Origin of the sequence: Aequorivita vitellina, from assembly GCF_022008365.1 — a bacterium.
GTDB lineage: Bacteria > Bacteroidota > Bacteroidia > Flavobacteriales > Flavobacteriaceae > Aequorivita > Aequorivita vitellina.
In genome coordinates, this window is record NZ_JAIRBA010000024.1 from 1 (window position 1) to 25,083 (window position 25,083).

Consider the following 25,083-nt stretch of genomic DNA (forward strand, 5'->3'; position numbering starts at 1 on the left):
CTACGTCCTACGTCTTACCGTCATACGTCATCTTCATCTTCGTCCTACCTGAACTTCCCTGATTAGAGTTGACCGTTTTTAGTCTAGCCTCTAGCCTCTAGATTCTCCCCTCCAAACTCCTCAACTCAAAACTCAACCCCATTCATATGTCGTCCCTACGGGACAAAAATTCCTATAACAACAATGCTTCTACCAATATCTCGTGCCTACGGCACATATAGCCAAGAGGAATATTTTTTAAAACATTTGTTTTCGTTTGAGTCTAGCCTCTAGACTCTAGACTCTAGTCTCCCCTGTCACGTCTCACGTCTCACGTCTCACATCTCACGTCTCACATCTCAAATCTCACATCTCACATCTCAAATCTAACACCTACCACCGCCCAATCAACAGCCTATCCGTCATCACTTCAACTTTCAAATTATACGTATTCGCTATAAAGGCCATAGTTTTAAAAGTGTAGATAAATACGTGGGTGGGATCATTCCTGTAATACCAACCTTCAAAATCTATTTCTGAATTGTATATATGTGTCATTATATAAAGTCGGCCGCCGGGTTTTAAAATCCCTAACAACTTTTCTATTTCTTCTTTTGGTTTGTGAAAATGTTCAAATACTTCGCAGCTAAAAATATAATCGTAACAATGATTGAGATAGGAAGTGTTGACTCGGAAAAAGGGGTCGTACAAATTCACCTGAAACTTTTTGTCTCTTAACTGCTTCGATATTACAGGACCCGTGCCGCAACCGTAATCTAGTCCCAGCTGTTCTGCATTTTGATTTTTAAGAATAGCCTCGGTAATTGGCGAAGTAAATTTTTTATAACCCGCATCATCTAAATTGTTCTCGTGCGTTAAATACCGCGCTTTTTCCTCTTCAGGGCTTAAGTAATACTTTTTGTCCTTAACATACGCCCCACAACTATCGCAGACGAAGTAATATGCATCGGCCATTGTATGTAAATTTGTTTCACATAAAGTGCATTTCATTCTTGCGAACTAAATCTGTTATCAATACTTTTTATTGAATATTTACCTTTAAAACCAGGAGCCTCCGCCATAATATCCACACTCAAAATATCGGTATTCTTCGTTTTTTCCAGAAATTAATATGTAGAACCTTGAGCTTGCTGCCTTAAGCATATCCAGTTTTGGGAATTACTACTTTTACCTTTGCACCCGTTGGTGTGTTTTCTGTTTCAATATATCCCTTGTGGGCCTCTATTATTTGCTTGCTTAAAAAAAGTGATAAAGCGGGGTTTTGATCTATATGCGATTTGGTGCTAAAGGGAGTAAGCCTAGAAATATCAAAATCGTCGGGAAACAGCTTCCCCTCATCTTCAATTACCACCAGGAAGTTTCCATTGGTTGTTGTTAGTTTTATCGATACCTGCGAATTTTCCTTGGCAAACTTTATGGCATTGTCTATTAAATATGTAAAACAGTTGTTTATATATTTATTGTCGAGCATCGTCCTACAATCTTCACTGTCATTTTCTTGTACTACGGTTATGTTTTTCTTTTCGGCTCGAGCTTTTAAAGCATTTACATTGGTAGTAATTACTTCGTTTAAATTGGTAGGATTTAAAGATAAAAGCTCTTCCGTCTTTGAATTAAACATTGAAATATCGAGGGCTTTATACGAGAATTCTTCTAATCTATTTGCAGAAATAGACATAATATTAATCCATTCCTTTAGTTCATCCGGTACTGGAAATTCGTTAAGTATTTCCAATACCCCAATTATTCCGTTTAAGGGTGTTCGTATTTCGTGACTGATAATTTTTAAGAATTCCGATTTGGCAGCGTCTAATTCTAAAAGTTGGTTGTTTGCGATTTCCAATTCCAAAGTCCGTTCCGCCACTTTTTTTTCCAACCAACTGTTTACCTGTTTTAATATGTCTTTGTTGTGCTTTAACTGTAGGTGGGTGTTTACCCTCGCCAATAATTCACTAGCACCAAAAGGTTTTGTTACGTAATCTTGTCCGCCTACTTCAAACCCCTTTACAATACTGTCTGTATCGGCCATTGCGGTAATAAATATAATAGGAATCTCTTTGAGACTTTGGTGTTCGCGAATGGCTTTGCACGCTTCAAAACCATTCATTACAGGCATGTTTACATCTAATAAAACCAAATCGTAATTGTTAGACTCTAACAGAATTTCAATCGCTCTTTGCCCGTTTGTGGCTACGCCTATTATATATTTTTGCTGTCGTAATAAACTGCCGAGAACTTGGATGTTTTTCTGTTGATCATCGACGATTAGTATTTTGTAATTCTTTTTATCATTCATCGCTTTGATTTTAATTATGAAAATTAAAGCATAAAAAATAGTTGCCTTTTTATTAATTGTGATTAGTTTCTGCTTTTACCCAAGCCACTAATTCTGGAAATTCACGCAATGTATATAACAGGTTTTGAAAGTCGAAATTTTCCGAATAAACTAATAATTCACGACTGTATTCTATTAACGCTTCACATTGCATTTCCTGTGAAATAGCTAGTAAGTCTTTCGCGAACTTTTCAATTTCATTGATTACCTGGTTTTTGTTCACCTTTTGGTATTCCGCCATTAAATCGCCTTCCAGCACTTTTATAAACTGTGGGATTTTCGGCTTTAACTCTTCAGAAAGCTTATATTTTTGTGGTTTCGCACCGTTTATCTTTGTTTCTCCACCTGTGGGAACTTCTTCAAATTTAAGATGTTTTTTTAGCTTGGTGAAAAATTGTGCAATGTTTAAGGGTTTTAAAAGGTATTCGTCAAATTCCCTTTCAATCTTATTTCTTTCTTTTAAGTTTTTAATTGAAGCTGTAATGGCCATTATAGGAATGGATTTGGTACCCTCATGGGTTTTTAAAATTTTAGTGGCTTCATAGCCGTCCATTATGGGCATCCGAAGATCCATTAAAATTAAATCTGGAAGGTGTTTTTTAGCCAAAGCCACAGCTTCTTCTCCATTTTTTGCTTGTAAAATGGTTAATGGTGAATCTTCAAGCAAATCAATAATCAGCTTTTGGTTTTCTTCGTGGTCATCGACGATTAATAAGGTGGCAGGTTTAAAAAGTATGGTTGAAGCATCAAAGGCTTTTTCTTTTACTGCAATCTCAGTATCTGAAATTTGAATATTGGGAAGTGTAACCCTAAAAGTACTCCCTTCGCCAACTTCACTGTTAAGACTAATGCTGCCGTTCATTTTATTGATTAACTTTTTTGTAATAGACAGTCCCAAGCCAGAGCCACCGTACTTGGTAAAGTTTTGACCCAAAGGTTGATTAAACGGATCGAAAATGCTTTCCTGCTCCGCAACGGGAATGCCAATGCCTGTGTCTTTTACTATTATCGTTAAATCTACATGCGTTGCAGCACTGTTTTGTTTGCTGTCAATGCTTAATGAAACAAAACCTTCATCGGTAAATTTAACGGCATTGCCTATAAGGTTAAATAGTATTTGCCTAATGCGGACTTCATCGAGAAGCAGCGTTTTTTCAAATACATTTTCATAATCTATGTCGAGGGTAATTTGTTTAGACTTTACTTTTTCGGCAAATACATCTTCAATATCGTGAAGCAAATTAGACAGCTTTATGGGGGTAGTTACAATATCTATTTTACCAGCTTCTATTTTTGAAAGATCCAAAATGTCGTTGATAATTTTTAATAAATTTTGTCCACTACTGCGAATAGATTCTACTTGCGACCGCTGTTTTTCGTCTTCAACAGATTTTGCCAAAAGCTCCGAAAATCCGATAACCGCATTCATGGGAGTGCGAATTTCGTGACTCATATTCGCAAGAAATTGGGTTTTTGCAAGATTGGCAGCATCTGCGGCTTGTTTGGCTTTTATTAAATCTGCTTCAACCGATTTTTTATTGGTAATATCAATTCTTATACTCACGTATTGATAGGGTTTTCCCGTGATATCTAAAAAAGGAATTATGGTAGTATCTACCCAATAATAACTGCCATCTTTAGCTCTGTTTTTTATTTCTCCACGCCATATTTCACCTTCGGAAATGGTGGTCCAAAGATTCTTAAAAAAGCCTTTGGGATGATATCCAGAGTTGCTAATTTTATGACTTCTACCAATAATTTCGTCCCTGCTGTATTTTGAAATCTCGCAAAAATTAGCGTTTACCTCTCTAATAATTCCATCACTGTCTGAAATAGTTACCGAACTTGAAGCATCTAAAGCCTGTTTGTAATCTGAAATTTTTTGAATGCTCTGTCGTAACTTCTGTTCCGAAATAGTCAACTTCTCGGTTCTCTCGGCTACCATTTTTTCAAGCTGCTCTCGATGTTTTTTAATCTCCTCTTCAGCTTCTTTTCTTTTACTAACATCGTGAAAAGCTGAAATTAACACCGGCCCCTCGTTTAAGGTTAATAGTTTTAAGGATATAGCACACCAAAACAATGTGCCATCCGTCTTCTTTAATTGTAATTCGGCTTTATCGACAAAGCCTTTGGTGGTTACCGTATTCAATAATGCATCTCTATCGGCTATATTGGGGTAGAAGTCAGGTAATTTTTGCCCAATCGTTTGCGATGCCGAAATATTGAACAGTTTCCCAAACGCTTCATTCGCCATAAGAACCTCCCCGTCATTTATCCGATTTAAAATCATGGGCACGGGAGATACCTCCATGATTTTTTGAAGCTTGTTTTTACTTTCTTTTAATTCTTCCGTTAAAGATTCTGCTATTTTTTGGGCTTTATATTTGGTGCTTATCAAGGAGCGCGCGAGTAAAAATGATAATATACTTATAACAATTCCACCACCAAAAACACTCCACGCTCCGGTGTAATTATTAAAAATAGTACCTCTGTTCTGCCTAAAAACTAGGGTCCAATTATGCCCGTTAAAATCAATGGGAAAAGCAAAAGTAAATTGATTTTTACTAGCCTCCTCTTGAGTATCAGCTTGATGCAACTGAAAAAGTAACGCTTCAGGTGAAACGGTTTCGCCATCGTATATTTTTAAATATAGACCGTTTTTCTTATCCATTATTTTCCCCACTGGGAGAATTCCAGACATAAGATCGTCCATCCGGCATGCGCTATAAACCCATCCTTTAAGGGCGGCACGACGTTCTTCCACGGTGTTAATAGACACGCCCTTTTTGTAAACCGCTACAAACATAATATTCCCGGCACGCATTTGGGTGACTTGTTGCGCCTCTAACTGCACTTTTCCCGAAAGGGCAGCAAGCCCCTCGTCTCTTGCGCGATACATGGCTTTTTTGCGTACCGGATCTGTAAGCATGTCAAAACCAAAAATTCGGGAATCTTTTGGAGAAAAGGGTTCTTGATAAATAATAGAAGTGTAAATGTCGCGGTTGTATTCTGGCCAAACTACATAGTCTGTAAATCCCTGCGCTTTAATTTGTTGTATGTGTTCTTGAAGTTCATCACTGGGAATTTTTAAGGAAAATCCCAAACCCATAACGCCAGGCAAATTTTCATCTATATTATACTGCTCAATAAAAACTCTCCAGTCGTTTCGGCTTACATAATCTGAAGCCGTAAAAAAAGCAGCACAACTTCTAAGTAGTAGGGCGTGAGCTTGCAATCGGGTTTCCACTCTTCCAGCTAAGTTTTCACTTTCAAACTTAAAAGCAGCTTCATCCTTTATATCGGTTTCGCGCTTTATATAGGTTGCAGCTATTGTAGTAACTATTAAACCAATTAATAAAACCAACCAAGAAGCTTTAATAGTTACTATTTTCATTCATTTTGCAATTGACAGTTAAAGTTACAAATTTTATCCGTTAGATAGATTCCAATGCACTCAAAATGTATTTTTGGTAATTAACGCCTGTGCTAATAGGCATTGACGCAATAGTTGCAATATGGCAGGTTGTTTGCAACTTCTGTTAATTCGAGGGTTTAAGCTTCAGGTAGTTGCGTTTTTATTTGTTGGCACACCTCCTTAATTACTTCTTGGTTTTTATAGATGTCGTGCTCACCGTTTTTTATAATTTCTAACTTCAACTTTAGCGCTTCTGCCCAATTTCTATCGGGTTTGTATGGGTCATACGCTCCGTAAACAAGATTGATTTTACAATTTGGCTTTGTGGTTTCATATCGCAGTCGGGTTGATGAAATTGCGTAAAGAGTGCTTATATTCAGTCCGTTTAAAGCTGCTTTCCACGCTATCGTTCCACCTATGCTAAACCCAACTACAATTACACGCTCTTTTTCAAGGTGTGATAAATTAGTTGTGGCCGTTGCAATTCCTCCATTTGTAAATTTGGAATGTAATTCTTTTTCGGTCAAGTTGGTTTTGTCAATTTCTGCAAGCTCGCAGGAATCGTAAAAGATTAATTGAAAATCATCACTTAATAATTTCACATAATTATTAACCCAATGTAAATTGTTAAAACCCCATAAATCAGATAAAATAACGAGTCTCAATTTCATTTAAACCTCAATTTATAAAGCAGCGCAACACGTATTTACATGCTGCTTTACATGCTGCATCTTGTGAAATATTCAAACTCCACAAAGTCAACGTCTCACGTCTCACGTCTCACGTCTCACGTCTCACATCTCACATCTCACATCTCACATCTCACATCCCAAATCTCACGTCTCCATTCACTCCTGCGCCGTTAAAAAACTTCTATCCCTGATCACTCTTTTTTTCCAATACCCGGTTTTAAAATAACTAAAGGCCACAATGCCCGCAACTAAGTTAGAAATAGGAAATGACCACCAAATTCCTTCGGGTCCCATCTCAAAAGTATAAGACAGTAGATAAGCCAGCGGAAAGCGTACTATCCAAAGCGTCATTATGGAAATAAACATAGAAGCTTTTGTAAATCCCGCTCCGTTAAAGGTGCCGTTCATCACCTGTTGCAGTCCGAGGAGACCAAAACTAAGCGACATAATTTTTATAAATAAAGCCCCGTCGTGAATTACTTGGGTGTCTTCGGGGATAAAGAAAGCCGTTAAGGGTTCGGCAACCAAAAACATTATTAATCCCAAGCCCGTAAACCCAAAGAAGGCCACCTTGGCACTGAGATTTGCAGCTTTTTCAGCCCTTTTAATCTTTAAAGCCCCAATATTTTGACCCACTAATGAAGTGGTAGCGATGCCCAAACCTAAGGCGGGGATTACAATAAAACTCAGCATCCGTGCACCAATCCCGTAAGCGGCGACAATATCGCTACCAAAGCTGGTAACAATTACCATCATAAATGTCATTCCCAAGGCACGGGTAGATTGCTCAATACTTGCGGGAAGGCCAAGCTTAAAGGTTCGTTTTAAATTCATCATATTGAAATACATAGACGCCAACGAAATTTTAATACCGTGCCTTCCCCTAAAGAGAATAATTAAGCCTATAGCTGCTGCCACTGCCTGCGTAACAACACTCGCTACTGCGGCGCCAGCCACCCCATAACCCTGCACGGGACCATAACCATAAATAAACAGTGGGTCTAATACTGCGTTTAAAATTACCGTAAAGAGAACTATATATGCAGGTAACATTACATTGCCAATGCCACGCATAAGCGATTGGAAAATAAAGAAAAGGAACAGGAAGACGAAGCCCAAAGATGAAACCTTAAAATACAATACCGAATCGTCGATAATATCAGGTCCGGCACCAATAATATTCATTAAGGGTCCTGCGGAAAAATAACTTATAATAGCCAGGATAACCGACGTTAACAGGATTAAAAATACACTTTGCGAGGAGCTGAAATCTACCATTGGCTGGTTTTCTGCACCTTTATAACGCGCCACCATAACCGTACCAGCTAAGGTAAGCCCGGCTCCAAGCGAAAGAACAAGAAATAGTAAGGGAAAACTTAAACTTACAGCCGCAACTGCATCGGCACCAAGCCTTCCCAACCAAAACGTATCTATAAGCTGATAGGCAGATTGAAGAATATTAGCGAAAATAATAGGGAGTGCCAAGCTTAAAAGTGAACTGATAATTCTCCCTTCCGTAAACTTGTTTTTCTTCTTACTAGTCATTTCAGCAAAATTATAACAACCTTTCCGATGTAAAACCTAATTTCCTCTTAATACTCGAAATAATATAACTAGCGTAAAATTTCAAATCCCAAATACCCTATACTCTAAACTCTAAATTCTAATAGCCCAGCAGTCTAGTTTCTAGCAGCGCAGCGATCTAGATTCTAATAGCGCAGCGGTCTAGACTCTATCAGCACAGCGATCTAGATTCTAATAGCGCAGCGGTCTAGACTCTAGCAGCGCAGCGATCTAGATTCTAATAGCGCAGCGGTCTAGTCTCTTCGCTGAACAATACTGACATAACGCCATGCCCCAGCGGGGCAAAATATGGGTAGCCAAGAGCCCACCACGAAGCAAATGTCCCATAGGGACATAATATGTTTTTAATCGACCCATGTTAATTTAAAACCCTAACCCTTCATCAACATCCCAGTCTATACTCTAGACTCTAGCAGCCCAGCGATCTAGATTCTAGCAGCGCAGCGATCTAGATTCTAATAGCGCAGCGGTCTAGACTCTTCGCTGAACAATACTGACCTAACGGCATACTGCCCCAACGGGGCAAAATATGGGTAGCCAAGAGCCCACCACGAAGCAAATGTCCCATAGGGACATAATATGTTTTTAATCGAACAATATTAATTTAAAGCCCTAACCCTTCATCTACATCCCAGTCTATACTCTAGACTCTAGCAGCCCAGCAGTCTAGTTTCTAGCAGCGCAGCGATCTAGATTCTAATAGCGCAGCGGTCTAGACTCTTCGCTGAACAATACTGACCTAACGACAAACTGCCCCAGCGGGGCAAAATATGGGTAGCCAAGAGCCCACCACGAAGCAAATGTTCCATAGGGACATAATATGTTTTTAATCGAACAATGTTAATTTAAAGTCCTAACCCTTCATCAACATCCCAGTCTATACTCTAGTCTCTATCAGCGCAGCGATCTAGTTTCTAGCAGCGCAGCGATCTAGATTCTAATAGCGCAGCGGTCTAGTCTCTTCCCTGAACAATACTGAACTAACGACAAACTGCCCCAGCGGGGCAAAATATTGGTAGCCAAGACATAATATGTTTATAATCTACCAATGTTAATTTAAAACCCTAACCCTTCATCAACATCCCAGTCTATACTCTAGACTCTAGCAGCCCAGCAGTCTAGTTTCTAGCAGCGCAGCGATCTAGATTCTAATAGCGCAGCGGTCTAGTTTCTATCAGCACAGCGGTCTAATCTCATCCCTCGACACAGGACTAGGAATTGACGGGTTTCTATTTTCTACCCAAATTAATACCTAACGACAAACTGCCCCAGCGGGGCAAAATATTGGTAGCCAAGAGTTCACCACAAAGCAAATGTCCCATAGGGACATAATATGTTTTTAATCGACCCATGTTAATTTAAAACCCTAACCCTTCATCTACATCCCAGTCTATACTCTAGACTCTAGCAGCCCAGCAGTCTAGCTTCTAGCAGCGCAGCGATCTAGATTCTAATAGCGCAGCGGTCTAGTCTCTTCGCTGAACAATACTGACCTAACGGCATACTGCCCCAGCGGGGCAAAATATTGGTAGCCAAGAGTCCACCACAAAGCAATTGTCCCGTAGGGACATAATATGTTTTTAATCGACCAATATTAATTTAAAGCCCTAACCCTTCATCAACATCCCAGTCTATACTCTAGTCTCTATCAGCGCAGCGGTCTAGGCTCTAATAGCGCAGCGGTCTAGTCTCTTCCCTGAACAATACTGAACTAACGACAAACTGCCCCAGCGGGGCAAAATATGGGTAGCCAAGAGCCCACCACGAAGCAATTGTCCCGTAGGGACATAATATGTTTTTAATCGAACCAATATTAATTTAAAGCCCTAACCCTTCATCTACATCCCAGTCTATACTCTAGTTTCCAGTAGCGCAGCGGTCTAGGCTCTAGCAGCGAAGCGATCTAGATTCTAATAGCGCAGCGGTCTATTTTCTATCAACACATCGATCTACTTTCCACAAATCCCAATTTAAAACCTTTAACCCTTCATCTACAATTGGTGTTTTTCATTTGTAAAGAAAGCAGTACTTTTGCACCCTCAAAATAAATTATAGAAAAGATCATGAACAAGACATTCGACGTACTGATAGAAATTCCAAAAGGAAGCCGCAATAAATACGAATACGATTTTGAACTAAAGAAAATCCGCTTTGACCGTATGCTTTTTAGCAGCATGATGTATCCTGCCGATTACGGCTTTATTCCTGAAACATACGCATTAGACGGCGACCCGTTAGATGTATTGGTGCTGGGCCACGAGCCTACTTTCCCAATGTGTGTGATGGAGGTAAAGGCCATTGGCGTTTTCCACATGGCTGATGAAAAAGGTCCAGACGAAAAAATTATCTGTGTCCCCATGTCAGACCCAGTTTGGAACCAGTTAAATGACCTTCAAGACCTAAACCCTCATTTAATTAAAGAGATTGAACACTTCTTTAAAGTGTATAAAGATTTAGAAAAGAAACGTGTAGATGTTGGTGGTTGGGGCGATGCCGCTGAAGCCATCGAGATTTTCGAACAGTGCGTAAAACGCTATGCCGCCACTCCCGAAGTACACGGACGCTTTAGTATTTAAAAAGATATAAGACAAACAGACGTAAGACTTATTTTAAGTCTTACGTCTACGTCCTACGTCCTCTAGTCCTACGTTTTACATCCTTTACGTCACTGCACTTCAGCCAAAAGTATTGAATAGCCATAGCGCCTTAGCTCGGGGATAAAAGTGTTATAACCAATCCGGCTTTAGCCAAATATTTCCAAAATATACAAACTACCTATTTAGACCTAACTAGCTTTTAATTAGTTGTTTATTTATAGCATACTTTAAACCTAAAATATTGAATATCCAACCTCAAAGTATCTTTTAAAGCAAATCAGATTATAGACTAATATTGGTTGAAAGCCTAGTCATCTGTCTCAATATCAAGCCCTCTCAAGTCTCACATCTTACATCTCATATCTCCCATTTATCCTCTAGCGTCTAACGTCTAAAAAAACGTTTCGTATCCCAATCCATTTTCCTATTTTTGCAATCGCATTTTTAACAACCAACCTTAATTTATAAAATATATGGAATCAATGATGATTTATGCCCCTATAGCGATGGCGATAGTAGGCTTGCTTTTTATGGCCGTTAAACGTTCTTGGGTAATGAAACAAAACCCAGGGGATGGGAAAATGAAAGAAATTAGCGACCACATTTATGAAGGTGCCTTAGCTTTCTTAAACGCTGAATACAGACTGTTGGCAGTTTTTGTTGTAATAGTGAGTATAGCGCTAGCCGTTGTTTCGTACGTAGTACCAACAACCCACGTGTTAATAGTTATTGCCTTTATATTTGGTGCTATATTTTCTGCCCTTGCCGGAAATATGGGTATGAAAATAGCAACCAAAACAAACGTTCGTACCACACAAGCTGCCCGTACAAGCTTGCCAGAAGCTCTTAAAATTTCTTTTGGCGGCGGTACCGTAATGGGACTCGGAGTTGCAGGTCTTGCTGTACTCGGACTTACCTTGTTTTTTATTATTTTCTTTCACGTATTTATGAACGGGGTTTGGGAACCTACCACCATTGATGGTGTTACTATGTCGCCACAGGAACTTATGACCATCGTTCTGGAAACCTTGGCGGGCTTCTCTTTGGGCGCAGAGTCTATTGCCTTATTTGCTAGAGTAGGAGGAGGTATTTACACCAAAGCTGCTGATGTAGGAGCAGATTTAGTTGGAAAAGTTGAAGCAGGAATCCCAGAAGACGATCCGCGTAACCCAGCAACTATAGCCGATAACGTTGGCGATAATGTGGGTGACGTTGCCGGAATGGGAGCCGATTTATTTGGTAGCTATGTTGCAACCGTACTCGCAGCCATGGTTTTAGGAAACTACGTTATAAAAGACATGGGCGGCGCAATTGCTGATGCGTTTGGCGGGATAGGTCCTATCTTGCTGCCAATGGCTATTGCAGGAGTAGGTATTATTATCTCGGTAATAGGAACTATGCTTGTGAAAATAAAAAGTAACGACGCAAAAGAAGCACAAGTTATGGGTGCTTTAAATATTGGTAACTGGGTTTCAATAATTCTTGTGGCTATTTCTTGTTTTGCTCTTGTAAAATGGATGCTTCCTGAAACTATGAATATGAGCTTCTTCGGCGAAGGACTTCAAGAAATTTCTTCGATGCGCGTGTTTTATGCCACCTTAGTAGGTTTGGTTGTTGGCGCTGGTATTTCCTCAGTTACTGAATTCTACACAGGACTTGGTAAAAAACCAATTCTTAAAATAGTGCAACAATCATCTACCGGTGCCGGAACCAATATTATCGCTGGTTTGGCAACAGGAATGATTTCTACATTTCCATCTGTTTTGCTTTTTGCAGGTGCTATTTGGGCATCGTATGCTTTTGCTGGCTTTTACGGAGTAGCCCTTGCTGCTTCTGCTATGATGGCCACAACCGCAATGCAACTCGCTATTGATGCCTTTGGCCCTATCAGCGATAACGCTGGTGGTATAGCCGAAATGAGTGAACAAGATCCTATTGTTCGCGAACGTACCGATATTTTAGATTCAGTGGGTAATACCACCGCCGCTACTGGTAAAGGATTTGCAATCGCTTCGGCTGCTTTAACTTCATTAGCACTCTTTGCAGCCTATGTTACATTTACAGGTATTGACGGTATTAACATTTTTAAAGCCCCAGTTCTCGCAATGCTCTTCGTGGGAGGGATGATTCCCGTTGTATTTTCTGCTTTGGCTATGAATGCCGTTGGAAAAGCTGCAATGGAAATGGTAAACGAAGTGAGAAGACAGTTCCGCGATATTCCAGGAATTATGGAAGGTACCGGAACTCCCGAATATGCCAAATGTGTTGATATTTCTACCAAAGCAGCGCTAAGGGAAATGTTAATTCCGGGTGTGTTAACCATCGGATTTCCTATTGCTATTGCATTTATTCCAATGCTATTTGGTATGGGCAATATGGCTATCGCCGAAATGCTTGGAGGCTATATGGCAGGTGTAACCGTAAGTGGTGTGCTTTGGGCTATCTTCCAAAACAACGCTGGTGGCGCTTGGGATAACGCTAAAAAATCTTTTGAAGCAGGGGTAATGATCGATGGCGAAATGACCTATAAAGGTAGCGAAGCTCACAAAGCAGCTGTAACAGGTGATACCGTTGGCGATCCGTTTAAAGATACTTCAGGCCCTTCAATGAATATTTTAATTAAACTTACATGCTTAATCGGACTTGTTATTGCGCCTATTCTTGGAGGTCACGGAAATGAAGTAGTCGCTTCAGAAACCTCTTCTGAAGAAGTTTACTTTATAGATGCTGAAGGTAACAAAACCATTTTAACCGAAAAACAAGTTCAGTATATCGAAACTGGAAGTACGATGGTTGAAGGTGATAACCTAAAAGATAAAACCGAAACTGTAGTTGAAATGTTGAAAAACGATAACAACAATCAAGTAACTGCCAATGTAACGATTACGAAAACTGTTGATGGCGTTGAAACTACCGAAACCAAAACCTTCACCGGCACCGAAGAAGAAGTGCGCGCCCAATTAAAGGACGTTGAAGGAATGAAGATTAAAATTAAAGATAAAGAATAACGGAGAAATCCTAATTATATATTTCAGACCCCAAAGGTTAAAACTTGTCCGCTGAAGCTTTTTCAGCCAAGGAGGAAAACCTTTGGGGTCTTGTCTTTTATCAGCTTATCAAAAACAATAAGCTCCTAGATAAACCAGTAAAGCATAAATTCTAATCCCATCCCTCAACGGTCTTGTTCTATGTCAAGAAGTAAGTGCTCCCCACCCGTGAAGGATGGCCCGCTCCAACGGGTCGAGGTGGGTTTATGTGAAATAGTCCCAAAGCCCAACCCCCCAACTATAAGAAACTCATTTTCTCCGTAAGCTACAAACTGAATTAAAGTCGTTTATCCAACCCGTCAAAAATCCCAAGTCAAACCATCCTACGTCTGCCAAGTCCTCTTTCCTCTTTTTTCCCTATCTCTTCCCGCTTTCCTCTTTTTTCAAATTCACTTTAAAACTATTCCCATTTTTCACTATCTTGGCACAGCTATGAATTATCACGACATTGTTACCTTAGCAATCGCCTTTGGTTTGGGGATGCTTGTAGGACTTCAAAGACAAAAAAGCGACCACGAAATGGCTGGGGTTCGCACATTTACCCTCATCTCAATTATGGGAGTGGTTTCCGCTTTTTTGGCGCGCGATTTCAATAACCCCTTTATCCTTCCCGTACTCGGCATTTGCCTTACCGCTTTGCTGGTAACCGCCAATATTATAAAACTCAAAAAACTAAACGATACCGATATAGGCCAAACTACCGAAGTTGCCGCACTGCTAATGTTTGCCGTAGGCGCCTATTTGGTGATGGGCGATCGGGTTATCGCCGTAATTGTAGGAGGAGCTATGGCTATTCTTTTATATGTGAAAGAACACCTCCATAGCTTTATCGAAAAACTCAGCGAAAAAGACCTCGCTGCCATAATGACTTTCGCAGGAATTTCATTAATAATTCTCCCCCTGTTACCCGATAAAACCTATGGCCCGCTCGATGTTTTAAATCCCCGAAATATCTGGCTAATGGTCACCTTAATTGTTGGTATTAGCGTTGTGGGTTATTTCATATATAAATTTGTTGGCAAGAAAGTAGGGGTAATTTCTAACGGAATTCTTGGCGGACTTATCAGCAGTACCGCTACCACCGTAAGCTATGCTAGAAAAACAAAAGATAGCGATGCAATTAATAAAATGGCCGCTTTTGTAATTACTACGGCTTCGGCAGTTGCCTTGGTGCGGGTTTTAATTGAAGTGAGCGTAGTTGTTCCCGAAAAACTACCCGAGCTACTATTACCACTGCTTACAGTCTTAGTGCTAATGGCTATTTTATGCGGCGGCTTATTTTATATCATTAGTAAAAATGGGGGAGATGAAGCAATGCCCGAACCCAAAAACCCAGCCCAATTTAAAGCTGCGCTAATCTTCGGCTTACTTTATGGAGCAATTTTACTGGCCGTTGCCTTTACCAAACAGGAATTCGGTAGTGAAGCGCTCTATGTGGTTGCCATTATAAGCGGATTAACCGATGTTGATGCAATTACATTGTCACTATCACAAATGATGAAAACTGAAGGCTTAAGCACTGCCACCGGCTGGCGACTTATTTTACTAGCATCCCTTTCTAATTTGTTGTTTAAAGGAATTATGGCGGCCGTTCTCGGTACACGACAGTTGGCAAAATGGGTGGGTATCTCCTTCGGAGTTACAATTGTTTTCGGTCTCTTGCTTATGCTAATATGGCCCGAAAATTGGCACTTTTAATGTGAATATTTATCCTATGAGGTTTCCAAAACCTTGATGGTCTAATTAAAACCCAATCTTCCGCAAATGCTTAAAAAAGACCCTATACAAATCATCACCTTCCGAAGTTATGGAACAACAAACCATTTGTATGTGAAAGGGCGTGCCATTGAAGATGAAAATATCAACCATTCAAAAACAGGCTTTTTTAATTTGCTGTGGAATAGTTGGAAGCGTTTTGAAACCGATAAAGTAAAAAATGCAACACTATTACTAAGCCTCCCCGATGGAAGAACCATTGAGACAATCACCGATGCGCAAGGTTATTTTTTAATAGATACTATTTTTGAAAACCTGCGCCCCTTAACCGATGAAGAGAGTTGGCTTCATTACACCATTTCCTTTGCCAATAAAAATATAGGTCGAAATATTCAACTTGGAAATCGTTTTAAAGGCGAAATTTTAATCCCTCACTTAATTGCAAATACTACTTCCGATGGCGCCAAATTTGGAATAATTAGCGATATAGACGATACCATTTTGCACACTGGCCTAACCTCTCGGTTAAAATGGCAGGTAGTGAAAAACACAATTTTTAAAAGAGCTGAAAAACGAATTCCGTTGGAAGGGGCTGCAGCGTTTTATAAGAAATTGCACGACGGAAAATCGGGAAATGAATGCAACCCTATTTTTTACGTAAGCCACAGTCCGTGGAACCTTTACAGTTATTTGGAAATATTTCTGGAAAAGAATAGTTTTTTAAAAGGCCCAATTCTGCTTCGCGATTTTGTAAACCCATTGGCCAAAATTTTCACCCCAAAAACTTCCGACAATGAAAAGCCGCAAAAACAAAAAGAAATTATAAATATTTTGAAAACCTACCCCAAGCTACCCTTTATATTAATTGGCGACAGCGGCGAACACGACCCCGATATCTATACCGAAATCGCCGAAGCCCACCCCGAACGCATCCTCGCAATCTACCTGCGAAACGTAAACCACAAACGCAAAATGCTGCGCGTAAAAGGACTTTTTAAAGATTATGAAACTGTCCCAGTGCTTTTAGTTGAAGATAGCGAAGCCGCAATTACCCACGCAAAACAAAACGGGTTTATTTAAGATATCTCAGAGACAACTCGACAACCGACAACCGACAACCGACAACCAACAACCGACAACTGACAACCGACAACCGACAACCGACAACCGACACCCGACAACCGACACCCCATCACCCTTGCATTCTAAAATACTCATAAGTAGCCAACTGCGACTGTACTTTCTTTGCTGAATTCTTCACATATTCATTCTTTTGCTCGGCATCAACAATTCTGGCTTTAACGTTGTCTTCCAATTCAATATTTATAAGATCGCGAATGGTTTGTTTGTGTTCGTTGTCAAAGATTGGGGTTACTACTTCAATTCTGTGGGTGAGGTTTCGCGTCATCCAATCTGCGGAGCCCACGTATATTTTTTCATCTCCATTATTTCCGAAGAGATAAACCCTTCCGTGTTCAAGAAAACGATCTACAATACTGGTTATAACAATATTTTCGCTCTGCCCTTCTATTCCTGGAACTAATGAACACATTCCTCTAATTAATAAACGCACCTCAACCCCCGCATTGCTGGCTTTGTACAGCTCTTTTATCATTCCTTTGTCTTGCAGACTGTTCATTTTTAAAATAATCAATCCTTTTTTACCGGCGTTGGCAAGGGCTATTTCTTCCTCTACCAAAGCAGTAAAACGCTCCCGAGCCGTAAATGGTGAAACCAGTAAATGTTTTGTTTTGGGGACAATTACATCGCGCTCCAAAACCATAAAAACCCGTTTTAAGTCCTTGGTTATTTTTTTATGGGCCGTCATTAAACCAAAATCGGTGTATAGTTTGGCTGTGTTTTCATTAAAATTCCCTGTGGCAATGTAGGCGTAACGCTTTAATTTACCGGCTACTTCTCTTTCAATATAAAGTATTTTAGAGTGTACTTTAATATCCGGATAACTGTAAATTACCTTCGCCCCATTTTCTCTGAAAATAGCACCCCATTTTAAGTTATTTTGTTCGTCAAAACGCGCTTTAACTTCAATAAAAATGGTGACATCTTTTCCGTTTTTTGCAGCTAAGGCAATAGCATCGTTTAAATCGGAATCGTCTGCTGCCCGATAAATGGTCATTTTTATGGTCTTAACCGAAGGATCGGTGGCCGCTTCTTGCATTAGTTTAATAACAGGTCTAAAACTCTGATATGGATAATGTAGCAACTGGTCTTTTTTATCGATTGCCTTAAAGATAGAATCGCAATTTTCCAAAATAGGGTGGGGCAGTGGCGGTAGTTTTTTGTTACTTAATTGTTTCTTCGTTGGATTTGGAAACTGCATAAAATCCTTAAAATTGTGGTAGCGTCCTCCCAGCACTACATCGGTATGATTTACGTCTAATGCTTTTTTAAGTATTTCGCGAAATTCCTTCGGCATGGCGGGGTCCAGTAAAGCTCGCGTAGCTTGACCCGTATCGCGGTTGGGCAGTGCCGCCTTTATTTTTTCCATCAAATTACCAGAAAATTCATCTTCAATATACAATTCGGCATCGCGCGAAATCTTGATGGAATAAAAGTCCAACTCGTTCCCTTTGGCAAACTCTTTTTGTAGGTTGTACTTTAAAATATCGTCAATAAAAGTGATGTAAAATTCCTTTTCATCTTTGGAGGGAAATACAAAAAATCGCGGTTCGGACTCGGGAATTTCCACCAGTAAAAATTCTTCTTTTGCAGTCTGTGCTGCCAAGTAGAGCCTTTCATTCTTCACAAAAATCGCCTGTGTTGCTTTACACGGATTGCAACTTATTTCGGTGATTTGCTTTAAGCTTTCTTTATAATACGTGCTCGCTATTTCTTTTTGTGCTTCCGAAAAATCTTCGTGACCAATTAAGTGAATTCCTTCCGATGCCAATTGCGGCATAATTTCAGTATTAAAAATTTCTCCGAACTCGTTTTGCTGAATATCAACTTGCGTTTTTATTTCCTTTAAAACCTTGTTGGGTTTGGTGATTAGCTTTTTTCGAAGCGATTTGTTTAAAGTTTTTATCTGTCGAATATCGGAGACCCGAACCCGAAAGAATTCATCTAAATTAGAAGAAAAAATAGCCAGAAATTTAATGCGCTCGTAAAGCGGATTGCGTTGATCTGCTGCTTCCTGTAAAACCCGATGGTTAAACCGCAACCACGAAAGGTCCCGGTGATAGAATTTGTTGTTGTAGAGTGATGCCATAGTATATGCGGCAAATTACTGGTTTTACAAATAGAATACTGTAAGGGAAACGTTAAAAGCTAATAGCATTTGACCATAAAAAAAGCCCCGTACAATTTTACGGAGCTTTAAAATAAATTAACTTGGGTTTACATTTTTGTAAAACTCAAAGTAACGTCTGTAGTAGAAACTATTGTAATACCTTGAAACCTCAACTTATACTTAAAAGACTACACATGCAGTTCTTTACATTTTTAGTCTTGCTTCTTGAATCTTATAGCGTAGCGGTCTTAATTCTTTTTTTAATACAGAATTTGAAAGAAACAGAAGATTTATAAACCTATAGGTTATTTTGAAGTGAAAAATATCAGCAGCACACAACTCAAATCGAACAACCCAAGTCTTAAATCGAACATCTCAATACTCAAATCTCATATCTAATCTTAAAACAATCCGTGAAGCTCTGCATCAATCTTATTAATTACCTCCCCCAAATGCTCCGGATCATCCACAAAATTTATATTGTCCACATCAAAAATAATAAGGTTGCCTTTGTCGTACCCGTGAATCCAAGCTTCGTAGCGCTCGTTCAACCTACTTAAGTAATCAATGCTGATAGAATTTTCGTAATCACGACCGCGTTTGTGAATTTGGTTTACAAGATTGGGAATACTGCTTCGCAAGTAAATAAGTAAATCTGGGCCTTCGGTAACGCTTTCCATAAGTTCAAAAAGCGAGCGGTAGTTTTCAAAATCGCGGTTGGTCATAAGCCCCATGGCGTGCAGGTTGGGTGCAAAAATATAGGCGTCTTCATAGATTGTTCTATCTTGAATAACACTTTTGCCTTTTTCGCGAATATCGAGAATTTGCCGAAAGCGACTGTTTAAAAAGTAAATTTGAAGATTAAAAGACCAACGCTCCATTTGGTTGTAAAAATCGTCTAAATACGGGTTGTCTTCCACATCTTCATAATGTGCTTGCCATTTGTAATGTTTTGCCAATAAGCCGGTAAGAGTGGTTTTTCCAGAGCCTATATTTCCTGCAATTGCAATATGCATATTCGTTATTTCTTTGGGATGGTTAGTTTAAAAGTGTGCAATAATTTGCCGTCATAAATATACAGGAAATCATTGCTAAGCTGCAAATCTTTAATGGTAATTTCAGCCAATTTCAACTTTACCGTCTCGTGTGCAATTTCGTTGTTACGCCTTGCAAAATCGGGGATGTAATACAGTTGGTTTTCCTTTAATGCTACCAAGTTTTCATGCTGCTGAATTATAAGTTCATACTCTTCTGAAGGTGTTTCATTTAAAATACTTCCGTAAATATTGAACGCGCGTAGTTTCTTTTCGGTTAAAGTGAAACAATAATTAAAATTGCTGGCTTGCGATAGTAATTTCCCCGGAAAAGGCTGCGATACCACCGTCTGCAATTTTGAACCGTAATTGTAAAGTTCCAGCTGTTGCGTATCTACATTAAACAGCCAAAGACTGTTGTTGCCAGCATTTGTGGCGGTACTCACATTTAAAAATTGCGGCAAATTGTTGAAGTTGATACGCTGTATTTCACTTAATTTATTGTCCAATAAAACCACCGTATTTGTATCCTGAAAAAACACAACCACCTTCAACGGATTTATAATATCTACCGAAGTAATCCGCCCCAATTGCAAATCGTTGTACAGAAAATTACCGTCAGGGCCTTGTTTATTTATTACGCGGTTTTTTATAAAATAGGTGTTTTTGTAATTGTCAATTCCTATAAACCTATCAGCCACAAGCGGCACTGTGCCTTCGGGAGCGAGACTTTGCGCAACGCCAATTTGAGCGATAAGTAAAAAAAGAAGAAAAAGCTGTTTCATAAGGTTGGCAAGTTACGAAATGAATAAATAATTATGATAACGAAGCGAAAAACAAACTTTAAAATGAAGACATCAAACGCTACCTCACGATGTATAGCATCAAATTGGTTGTTGCGAGATATGATTTGTGGAAATTAAATTTCAGTTAAACTAAATACGCTTACTGTTCAATTTTTATATCTTACCCATAAAAATACTTTAATGCGAAATATCTTCCTCGGAATTATAATTGCCTTCGTTATCGTTTTTGGTTTGCGTTATTGTGAAGACAAAAAGGAGAATCGCGAAATACTTGAAGCTAACACAGCACTCATCCAAAGAGAATTAAAAAATGTGGGCAAACTAATTGTTACCGAAGGCAGCTATGCGCAGGTGTATAGTTATAACGACAGCAAGAATTTAATGTATGGCCTTTTCGACGCTCGAAAAAAAGCGCTGATTGTAGTAAATGCGAAAGCGACAATTGCCTACGATTTAAGTAAAATAAGCACCGATGTAGATGAAGCCTCAAAAACGGTAACCATTACAAAAATCCCCGAGCCGGAGCTTTCCATCAACCCAAATATTCAATATTACGACGTTACGCAGGATTATTTAAATCAGTTTACAGCCAGCGATTACAACAAGATAAAAATCCGGATAGAAAAATCACTGCGAAAGAAAATTGAAGCTTCAGAGTTGCGAACAAATGCTGAAAATAGATTGATCTCGGAGCTTCAGAAAATTTATATTCTAACCCATTCTATGGGTTGGACGCTAAAATACAACACTACCGTAGTAGAAACAGAAGAAGCTTTAAGAAAATTAAAGCTATAGCATATACTCTCTGGCGTACCCATTATCAACAAGCCATACATTTAAGTCTATATCGCCAATGATGATATTAGCCAAATAACGCCCGTATTTTTCCTGTTTGTCTTTGTAACTATTAATGATAACTTCTTTGTTTAAAATCATTTCGCGCACAATGTCGCGCACCTCTAAACCTTTCCCTCTTTCATCCCCGCGCAATTCTGGGGTGTCTATTCCGTAAAGGCGAAATTTCATTTGTTGAAAGTGATAAAACCCCAAATCTACCATTGCCGTTACGGTATCGCCGTCGTAAACTTTAATAATCTTTGCTTTGTACTGATACATAATTTCAATTTTTTATGATTAGTACCTATAAAATTACAAAAAATTGGAAATCAGTACTTTGTAAATGATAAAAATGTATATTTCTGTAAGTAGAAAGTTCTGGAAAGGGATTAAAGTTTTTTGCTCAAATTAAACCAGCCACCGCCATTCATCGCTTCCACACCGTTGCTTTTTAAAATTCCGGCGGCACTGGCACTACGCATTCCACTTGCGCAGCAGCAAATTACGGGCTTGTTCCATTTTTTAATTTCATTCATTTTTGAACCAATGCTGGGCAACGGAATGTTTTTAGAACCGGGTATTGCGCCTCCTTCATATTCTCCCTTGCTGCGTACATCGAGAATAATAGCACCGCGGCTTTTAAAATCTTCAATTTTTCTTGACTTGTTTCCGAATAAAAAATCTAGTAGTCCCATATAATAATAATTACAATATCACCCTGAGCGCAATCGAAGGGCTGCCGAAGCACGATCAGTAGTTTTAGTTAATAATTTCGTTTGTCTGTGTTTCTAAAAGCGCCAGTCCACCTTCAATTAAATGTGCCACTTTTGGTTTTTGTTGTTTCAAATTTAAGAGATATTGCAATATTTCTTCAGAAAAACCGAAGTCTGTTTTTGAAACTATCTCATAAATTTCCAAAGGAAGCAACCAATCGGTTGTATGATTATCTTTCAAAACCCGAAAGATTTTTTTTAATCTGTCCCCCTCCTTCGAAGAAGAGGTTAAGGGTGGATTTTTTTCTCTCGTTTCGCGAACCTCTTTGTATAGCAAATTCAGTTCTTTCTCTTTTTCAGAAAGCTGCGGTCTAATGGTTTTGCTTGTCGCCACATGATTTACCAAATTAAACGAATTGTAATCTGCCGCCCCAGCAAAAGCCGAAACAATTTCCTTGCCCACCGCCATATCAAAATCGCCCATTTCGGGAGTGAACAGCACTTCGTCTTTATATTTTACCGTACAATCTGTAAACTGAATTAGCATCAATTCGCCCCTTAAATTTCGCATTCCGGTAACATTCAATCCTTTTACGGTTATACCACTTTCAAATTCAAATTCAATAGGCTTTCCATCGTAAAAATTATACGCTTGTAAATCGCGAGGTCCCATGTTTTCAATGGCGAGATTAATGCCTTTTAATTTTCCCAAAGGTGAACGGAATCCATTTTTATGACGGCTTACCCCGTGACCAATCACCTCTTTTTCACGGTAGCTAAGTGCCGTTTCACCATCGGTTTCAAAATAAACCACTTCGTTGTCTTCGTTTTTAATCATTCTGCTAAAACGACCGCTAATTTGAAGCCCAGTGCTAATTTCTATTGTTCCCAGCTGCTTCGATTTTATTAGTTTTTTCAAGCCGCGCCAGCCGCCTTTACGAACGGCCATGGTGTTTGCAAATTCTTCTAAAACTTCCTGTAAATACGCAAAATCTGGAGTTACATAAAGTTGCGGTTGTGGTTTTGTAATGTCGAAATCTTGGTAAGCGGCTTCGATAGAATACGGGATTTTCTTCACTTCATCCTGCATACACCAAACACTTTCGCCAATAGAGGAAAGTAATCCGGCGCCATAAATTCTGGGTTTTTCTACTGTACCAACCAATCCGTATTCCACCGTCCACCAATGCAAATTCCTAATCAATGAAATTTCAGAAGGCTTCACTTTTTTATTTTGAAGTTCTTCCACCTTGGCTTCGGCAGCATTTATTAATTCTTGCGAAATTCCTTCAGCCTCTTTTAAAATTGAAAGCTCGCGAACAGCTTCATACATATCCATATCGTGCGCACTGGAAATTGCTTTAGCTCCCACTTCGCCAAAACGACGTAAATATTCAGCGTAATCCGGACTCGCAATAATTGGAGCGTGACCCGCGCCTTCGTGGATAATATCGGGAGCTGGCGTGTATTCAATATTTTCTAGCTGCCGAATATCGCTAGCAATTACAAGCACTTTGTACGCCTGAAATTCCATAAAAGCATTCGGTGGAATAAAACCATCTACGGCAACTGCGGCCCATCCAATTTCCTTCAAAATACGGTTCATCCCGTACATTGACGGAATATCATTTATTGAAATTCCCGTTTTTTTCAGTCCGCTTAAATAACTTTCATGCGCCACCTTTGTAAGATAAGCTACATTTTTTCGCATTACATAACGCCATACCGCTTGATTTATAGGCGTGTATTGTTCATAATTTTGTGGCTTTATATACTGTTTTAAATGCGGCGGTAACCGATCTAACAATACGTTGGTTTCAATCTTGCTTTCCATAGTTCAAAAGTAGTTTAGTCGAGAATGCTTTCCAAAGCTTTAAAGTGTAATTTTTGTATCTTGCAGGCTAAAGCAAAAAGCTTAGTTTTGTTTACCATTTTTTAAACCCCATCCGTGGCAAAATTTCATAAATTAAAAGTAAAAGACATCTATAAAGAAACTGGCGATTGTTCAGTAATTTCTTTTGAAGTCCCCAATAATTTGGCAGACGCATTTCACTTTCGCCAAGGGCAGCATTTAACTTTAAAAGCCGAAATAAACGGCGAAGATACACGTCGTTCTTACAGCTTGTGCTCAAGCCCAATTGATAAGCAATGGCAAGTTGCTGTAAAAACCATTCCTGAAGGGAAGTTTTCAAACTTTGTAAATTCAGAATTGAGCGCAGGAGATTATCTCGATGTAATGATTCCTAGTGGAACATTCGGTGTAGATACCAACCCCAATGAATCTAAAAACTATTTGTTTTTTGCAGCCGGAAGTGGAATAACGCCTGTCCTGTCTATGATAAAAACACACTTGGCTTTGGAGCCTAATTCAACTTGCAAGTTGTTTTATGTGAATAGAACTGCAAAATCCATTATCTTTAAAGAAACATTGGAGCAGCTTCGAAATCAGTACTTTGGGAGGTTGGAAATTTATTATTTCCTCACCAAAGAACGTCGCGACATCGAGCTGTTTAATGGCCGTTTTGACGATGAAAAGATGAAGATTTTAACGCAAACTTTTATCGATATTCCAGATACTAGCGAAGTGTTTTTATGCGGTCCCGAAGAAATGGTGAATTATGTAAGTGATTATTTAGTTAAAGCAGGTTTACCGAAGGAATTGATTCATTTTGAATTATTTGTAACGGGATTAACCGAGGAAGACAAAAAACGTGCTGAGCGCCTTGCGCAACAAAATGTTGAAGGAACCGAAGTTACCATTGTAGATGCTGGAAAAGAATTTCAGTTTACAATGACCAAAGATTTCGATAATATACTCGATGCAGCATTGGCTGCGGGAGCCGATTTACCTTTTGCGTGTAAAGGTGGAGTTTGCAGTACGTGCAAATGCCAAATAGTTGAAGGTGAAGTTGAAATGAAAATTAATTATGCTTTGGAAGAAAAAGAGGTTGCACAAAATTTTGTTTTGAGCTGTCAAGCAGTACCAACATCTGAAAAGGTGAAGGTAGATTTTGATGTATAAGGTATTTAGCGTACTTTATTGAAAATAAATATTCT

Annotated in this window: 17 protein-coding genes; 6 read left to right on the forward strand and 11 right to left on the reverse strand. The window is 39.2% G+C overall.

All coding sequences use genetic code 11. The features are described from left to right. Window positions 1–372 precede the first annotated feature (372 nt). The 5 genes from K8089_RS11685 to K8089_RS11705 all read right to left on the reverse strand — a co-directional run bounded on the left by K8089_RS11685 (window position 373) and on the right by K8089_RS11705 (window position 7,987). Window positions 373–990: a class I SAM-dependent methyltransferase gene (locus K8089_RS11685; RefSeq protein ID WP_237603472.1), complete on the reverse strand. Its 618-nt coding sequence runs from the start codon at window positions 988–990 to the stop codon at window positions 373–375. Between the two features lie 145 nt (window positions 991–1,135). Continuing rightward, a complete protein-coding gene (locus K8089_RS11690; protein WP_237603473.1) occupies window positions 1,136–2,296 on the reverse strand; it encodes a hybrid sensor histidine kinase/response regulator in 1,161 nt (386 codons plus the stop codon). A 52-nt stretch (window positions 2,297–2,348) separates the two neighbouring features. Further along, a complete protein-coding gene (locus tag K8089_RS11695) occupies window positions 2,349–5,729 on the reverse strand; it encodes a CHASE domain-containing protein (protein ID WP_237603474.1) in 3,381 nt (1,126 codons plus the stop codon). A gap of 158 nt (window positions 5,730–5,887) precedes the next feature. After that, window positions 5,888–6,421 (reverse strand): dienelactone hydrolase family protein, encoded by a 534-nt coding sequence (locus tag K8089_RS11700; protein WP_237603475.1) that lies wholly within the window; start codon window positions 6,419–6,421, stop codon window positions 5,888–5,890. A 177-nt stretch (window positions 6,422–6,598) separates the two neighbouring features. Then, the gene (locus K8089_RS11705; RefSeq protein WP_237603476.1) at window positions 6,599–7,987 is read right to left on the reverse strand and encodes an MATE family efflux transporter; all 1,389 of its coding nucleotides are present in this window, start codon (window positions 7,985–7,987) and stop codon (window positions 6,599–6,601) included. A gap of 2,102 nt (window positions 7,988–10,089) precedes the next feature. Between K8089_RS11705 and K8089_RS11710 the strand changes: the two genes are divergently transcribed. The 4 genes from K8089_RS11710 to K8089_RS11725 all read left to right on the forward strand — a co-directional run bounded on the left by K8089_RS11710 (window position 10,090) and on the right by K8089_RS11725 (window position 16,466). Next, complete coding sequence (locus K8089_RS11710) at window positions 10,090–10,602, forward strand: inorganic diphosphatase (RefSeq protein ID WP_237603477.1); 513 nt, start codon at window positions 10,090–10,092, stop codon at window positions 10,600–10,602. A 494-nt stretch (window positions 10,603–11,096) separates the two neighbouring features. Next, entirely contained in the window at window positions 11,097–13,631 is a 2,535-nt protein-coding gene (locus K8089_RS11715; RefSeq protein WP_237603478.1) for a sodium-translocating pyrophosphatase, read from the forward strand. Between the two features lie 471 nt (window positions 13,632–14,102). After that, window positions 14,103–15,368 carry an MgtC/SapB family protein gene (locus K8089_RS11720; RefSeq protein ID WP_237603479.1) on the forward strand — a complete coding sequence of 422 codons (1,266 nt, stop codon included), beginning with the start codon at window positions 14,103–14,105 and terminating at the stop codon, window positions 15,366–15,368. Window positions 15,369–15,434: 66 nt separating this feature from the next. Next, complete coding sequence (locus K8089_RS11725; protein WP_237603480.1) at window positions 15,435–16,466, forward strand: App1 family protein; 1,032 nt, start codon at window positions 15,435–15,437, stop codon at window positions 16,464–16,466. Window positions 16,467–16,578: 112 nt separating this feature from the next. On the opposite strand, the gene ppk1 is transcribed toward K8089_RS11725, so the two are convergent. The 3 genes from ppk1 to K8089_RS11740 form a co-directional block, all read right to left on the reverse strand. Beyond that, entirely contained in the window at window positions 16,579–18,615 is a 2,037-nt protein-coding gene (ppk1, locus tag K8089_RS11730; protein ID WP_237603481.1) for a polyphosphate kinase 1, read from the reverse strand. A 422-nt stretch (window positions 18,616–19,037) separates the two neighbouring features. Further along, a complete protein-coding gene (locus K8089_RS11735; RefSeq protein ID WP_237603482.1) occupies window positions 19,038–19,652 on the reverse strand; it encodes a deoxynucleoside kinase in 615 nt (204 codons plus the stop codon). 5 nt (window positions 19,653–19,657) lie between these two features. Next, window positions 19,658–20,455 (reverse strand): hypothetical protein, encoded by a 798-nt coding sequence (locus K8089_RS11740; RefSeq protein ID WP_237603483.1) that lies wholly within the window; start codon window positions 20,453–20,455, stop codon window positions 19,658–19,660. Between the two features lie 201 nt (window positions 20,456–20,656). Here K8089_RS11740 and K8089_RS11745 point away from each other — a divergent pair, with 201 nt between their 5' ends. Continuing rightward, a complete protein-coding gene (locus K8089_RS11745; protein ID WP_237603484.1) occupies window positions 20,657–21,271 on the forward strand; it encodes a DUF4230 domain-containing protein in 615 nt (204 codons plus the stop codon). On the opposite strand, the gene K8089_RS11750 is transcribed toward K8089_RS11745, so the two are convergent. The 3 genes from K8089_RS11750 to K8089_RS11760 all read right to left on the reverse strand — a co-directional run bounded on the left by K8089_RS11750 (window position 21,266) and on the right by K8089_RS11760 (window position 23,860). Next, on the reverse strand, window positions 21,266–21,592 hold the full coding sequence (locus K8089_RS11750) for a thermonuclease family protein (RefSeq protein WP_237603485.1): 327 nt from the start codon (window positions 21,590–21,592) through the stop codon (window positions 21,266–21,268). The genes K8089_RS11745 and K8089_RS11750 overlap by 6 nt on opposite strands. Before the next feature lie 110 nt (window positions 21,593–21,702). After that, a complete protein-coding gene (locus tag K8089_RS11755) occupies window positions 21,703–22,008 on the reverse strand; it encodes a rhodanese-like domain-containing protein (protein WP_237603486.1) in 306 nt (101 codons plus the stop codon). Between the two features lie 64 nt (window positions 22,009–22,072). Then, complete coding sequence (locus tag K8089_RS11760) at window positions 22,073–23,860, reverse strand: aromatic amino acid hydroxylase (protein WP_237603487.1); 1,788 nt, start codon at window positions 23,858–23,860, stop codon at window positions 22,073–22,075. A gap of 114 nt (window positions 23,861–23,974) precedes the next feature. Between K8089_RS11760 and K8089_RS11765 the strand changes: the two genes are divergently transcribed. Beyond that, window positions 23,975–25,048, forward strand: a complete 1,074-nt coding sequence (locus K8089_RS11765) for a 2Fe-2S iron-sulfur cluster-binding protein (protein ID WP_237603488.1) — start codon at window positions 23,975–23,977, stop codon at window positions 25,046–25,048. Window positions 25,049–25,083 lie beyond the last annotated feature (35 nt).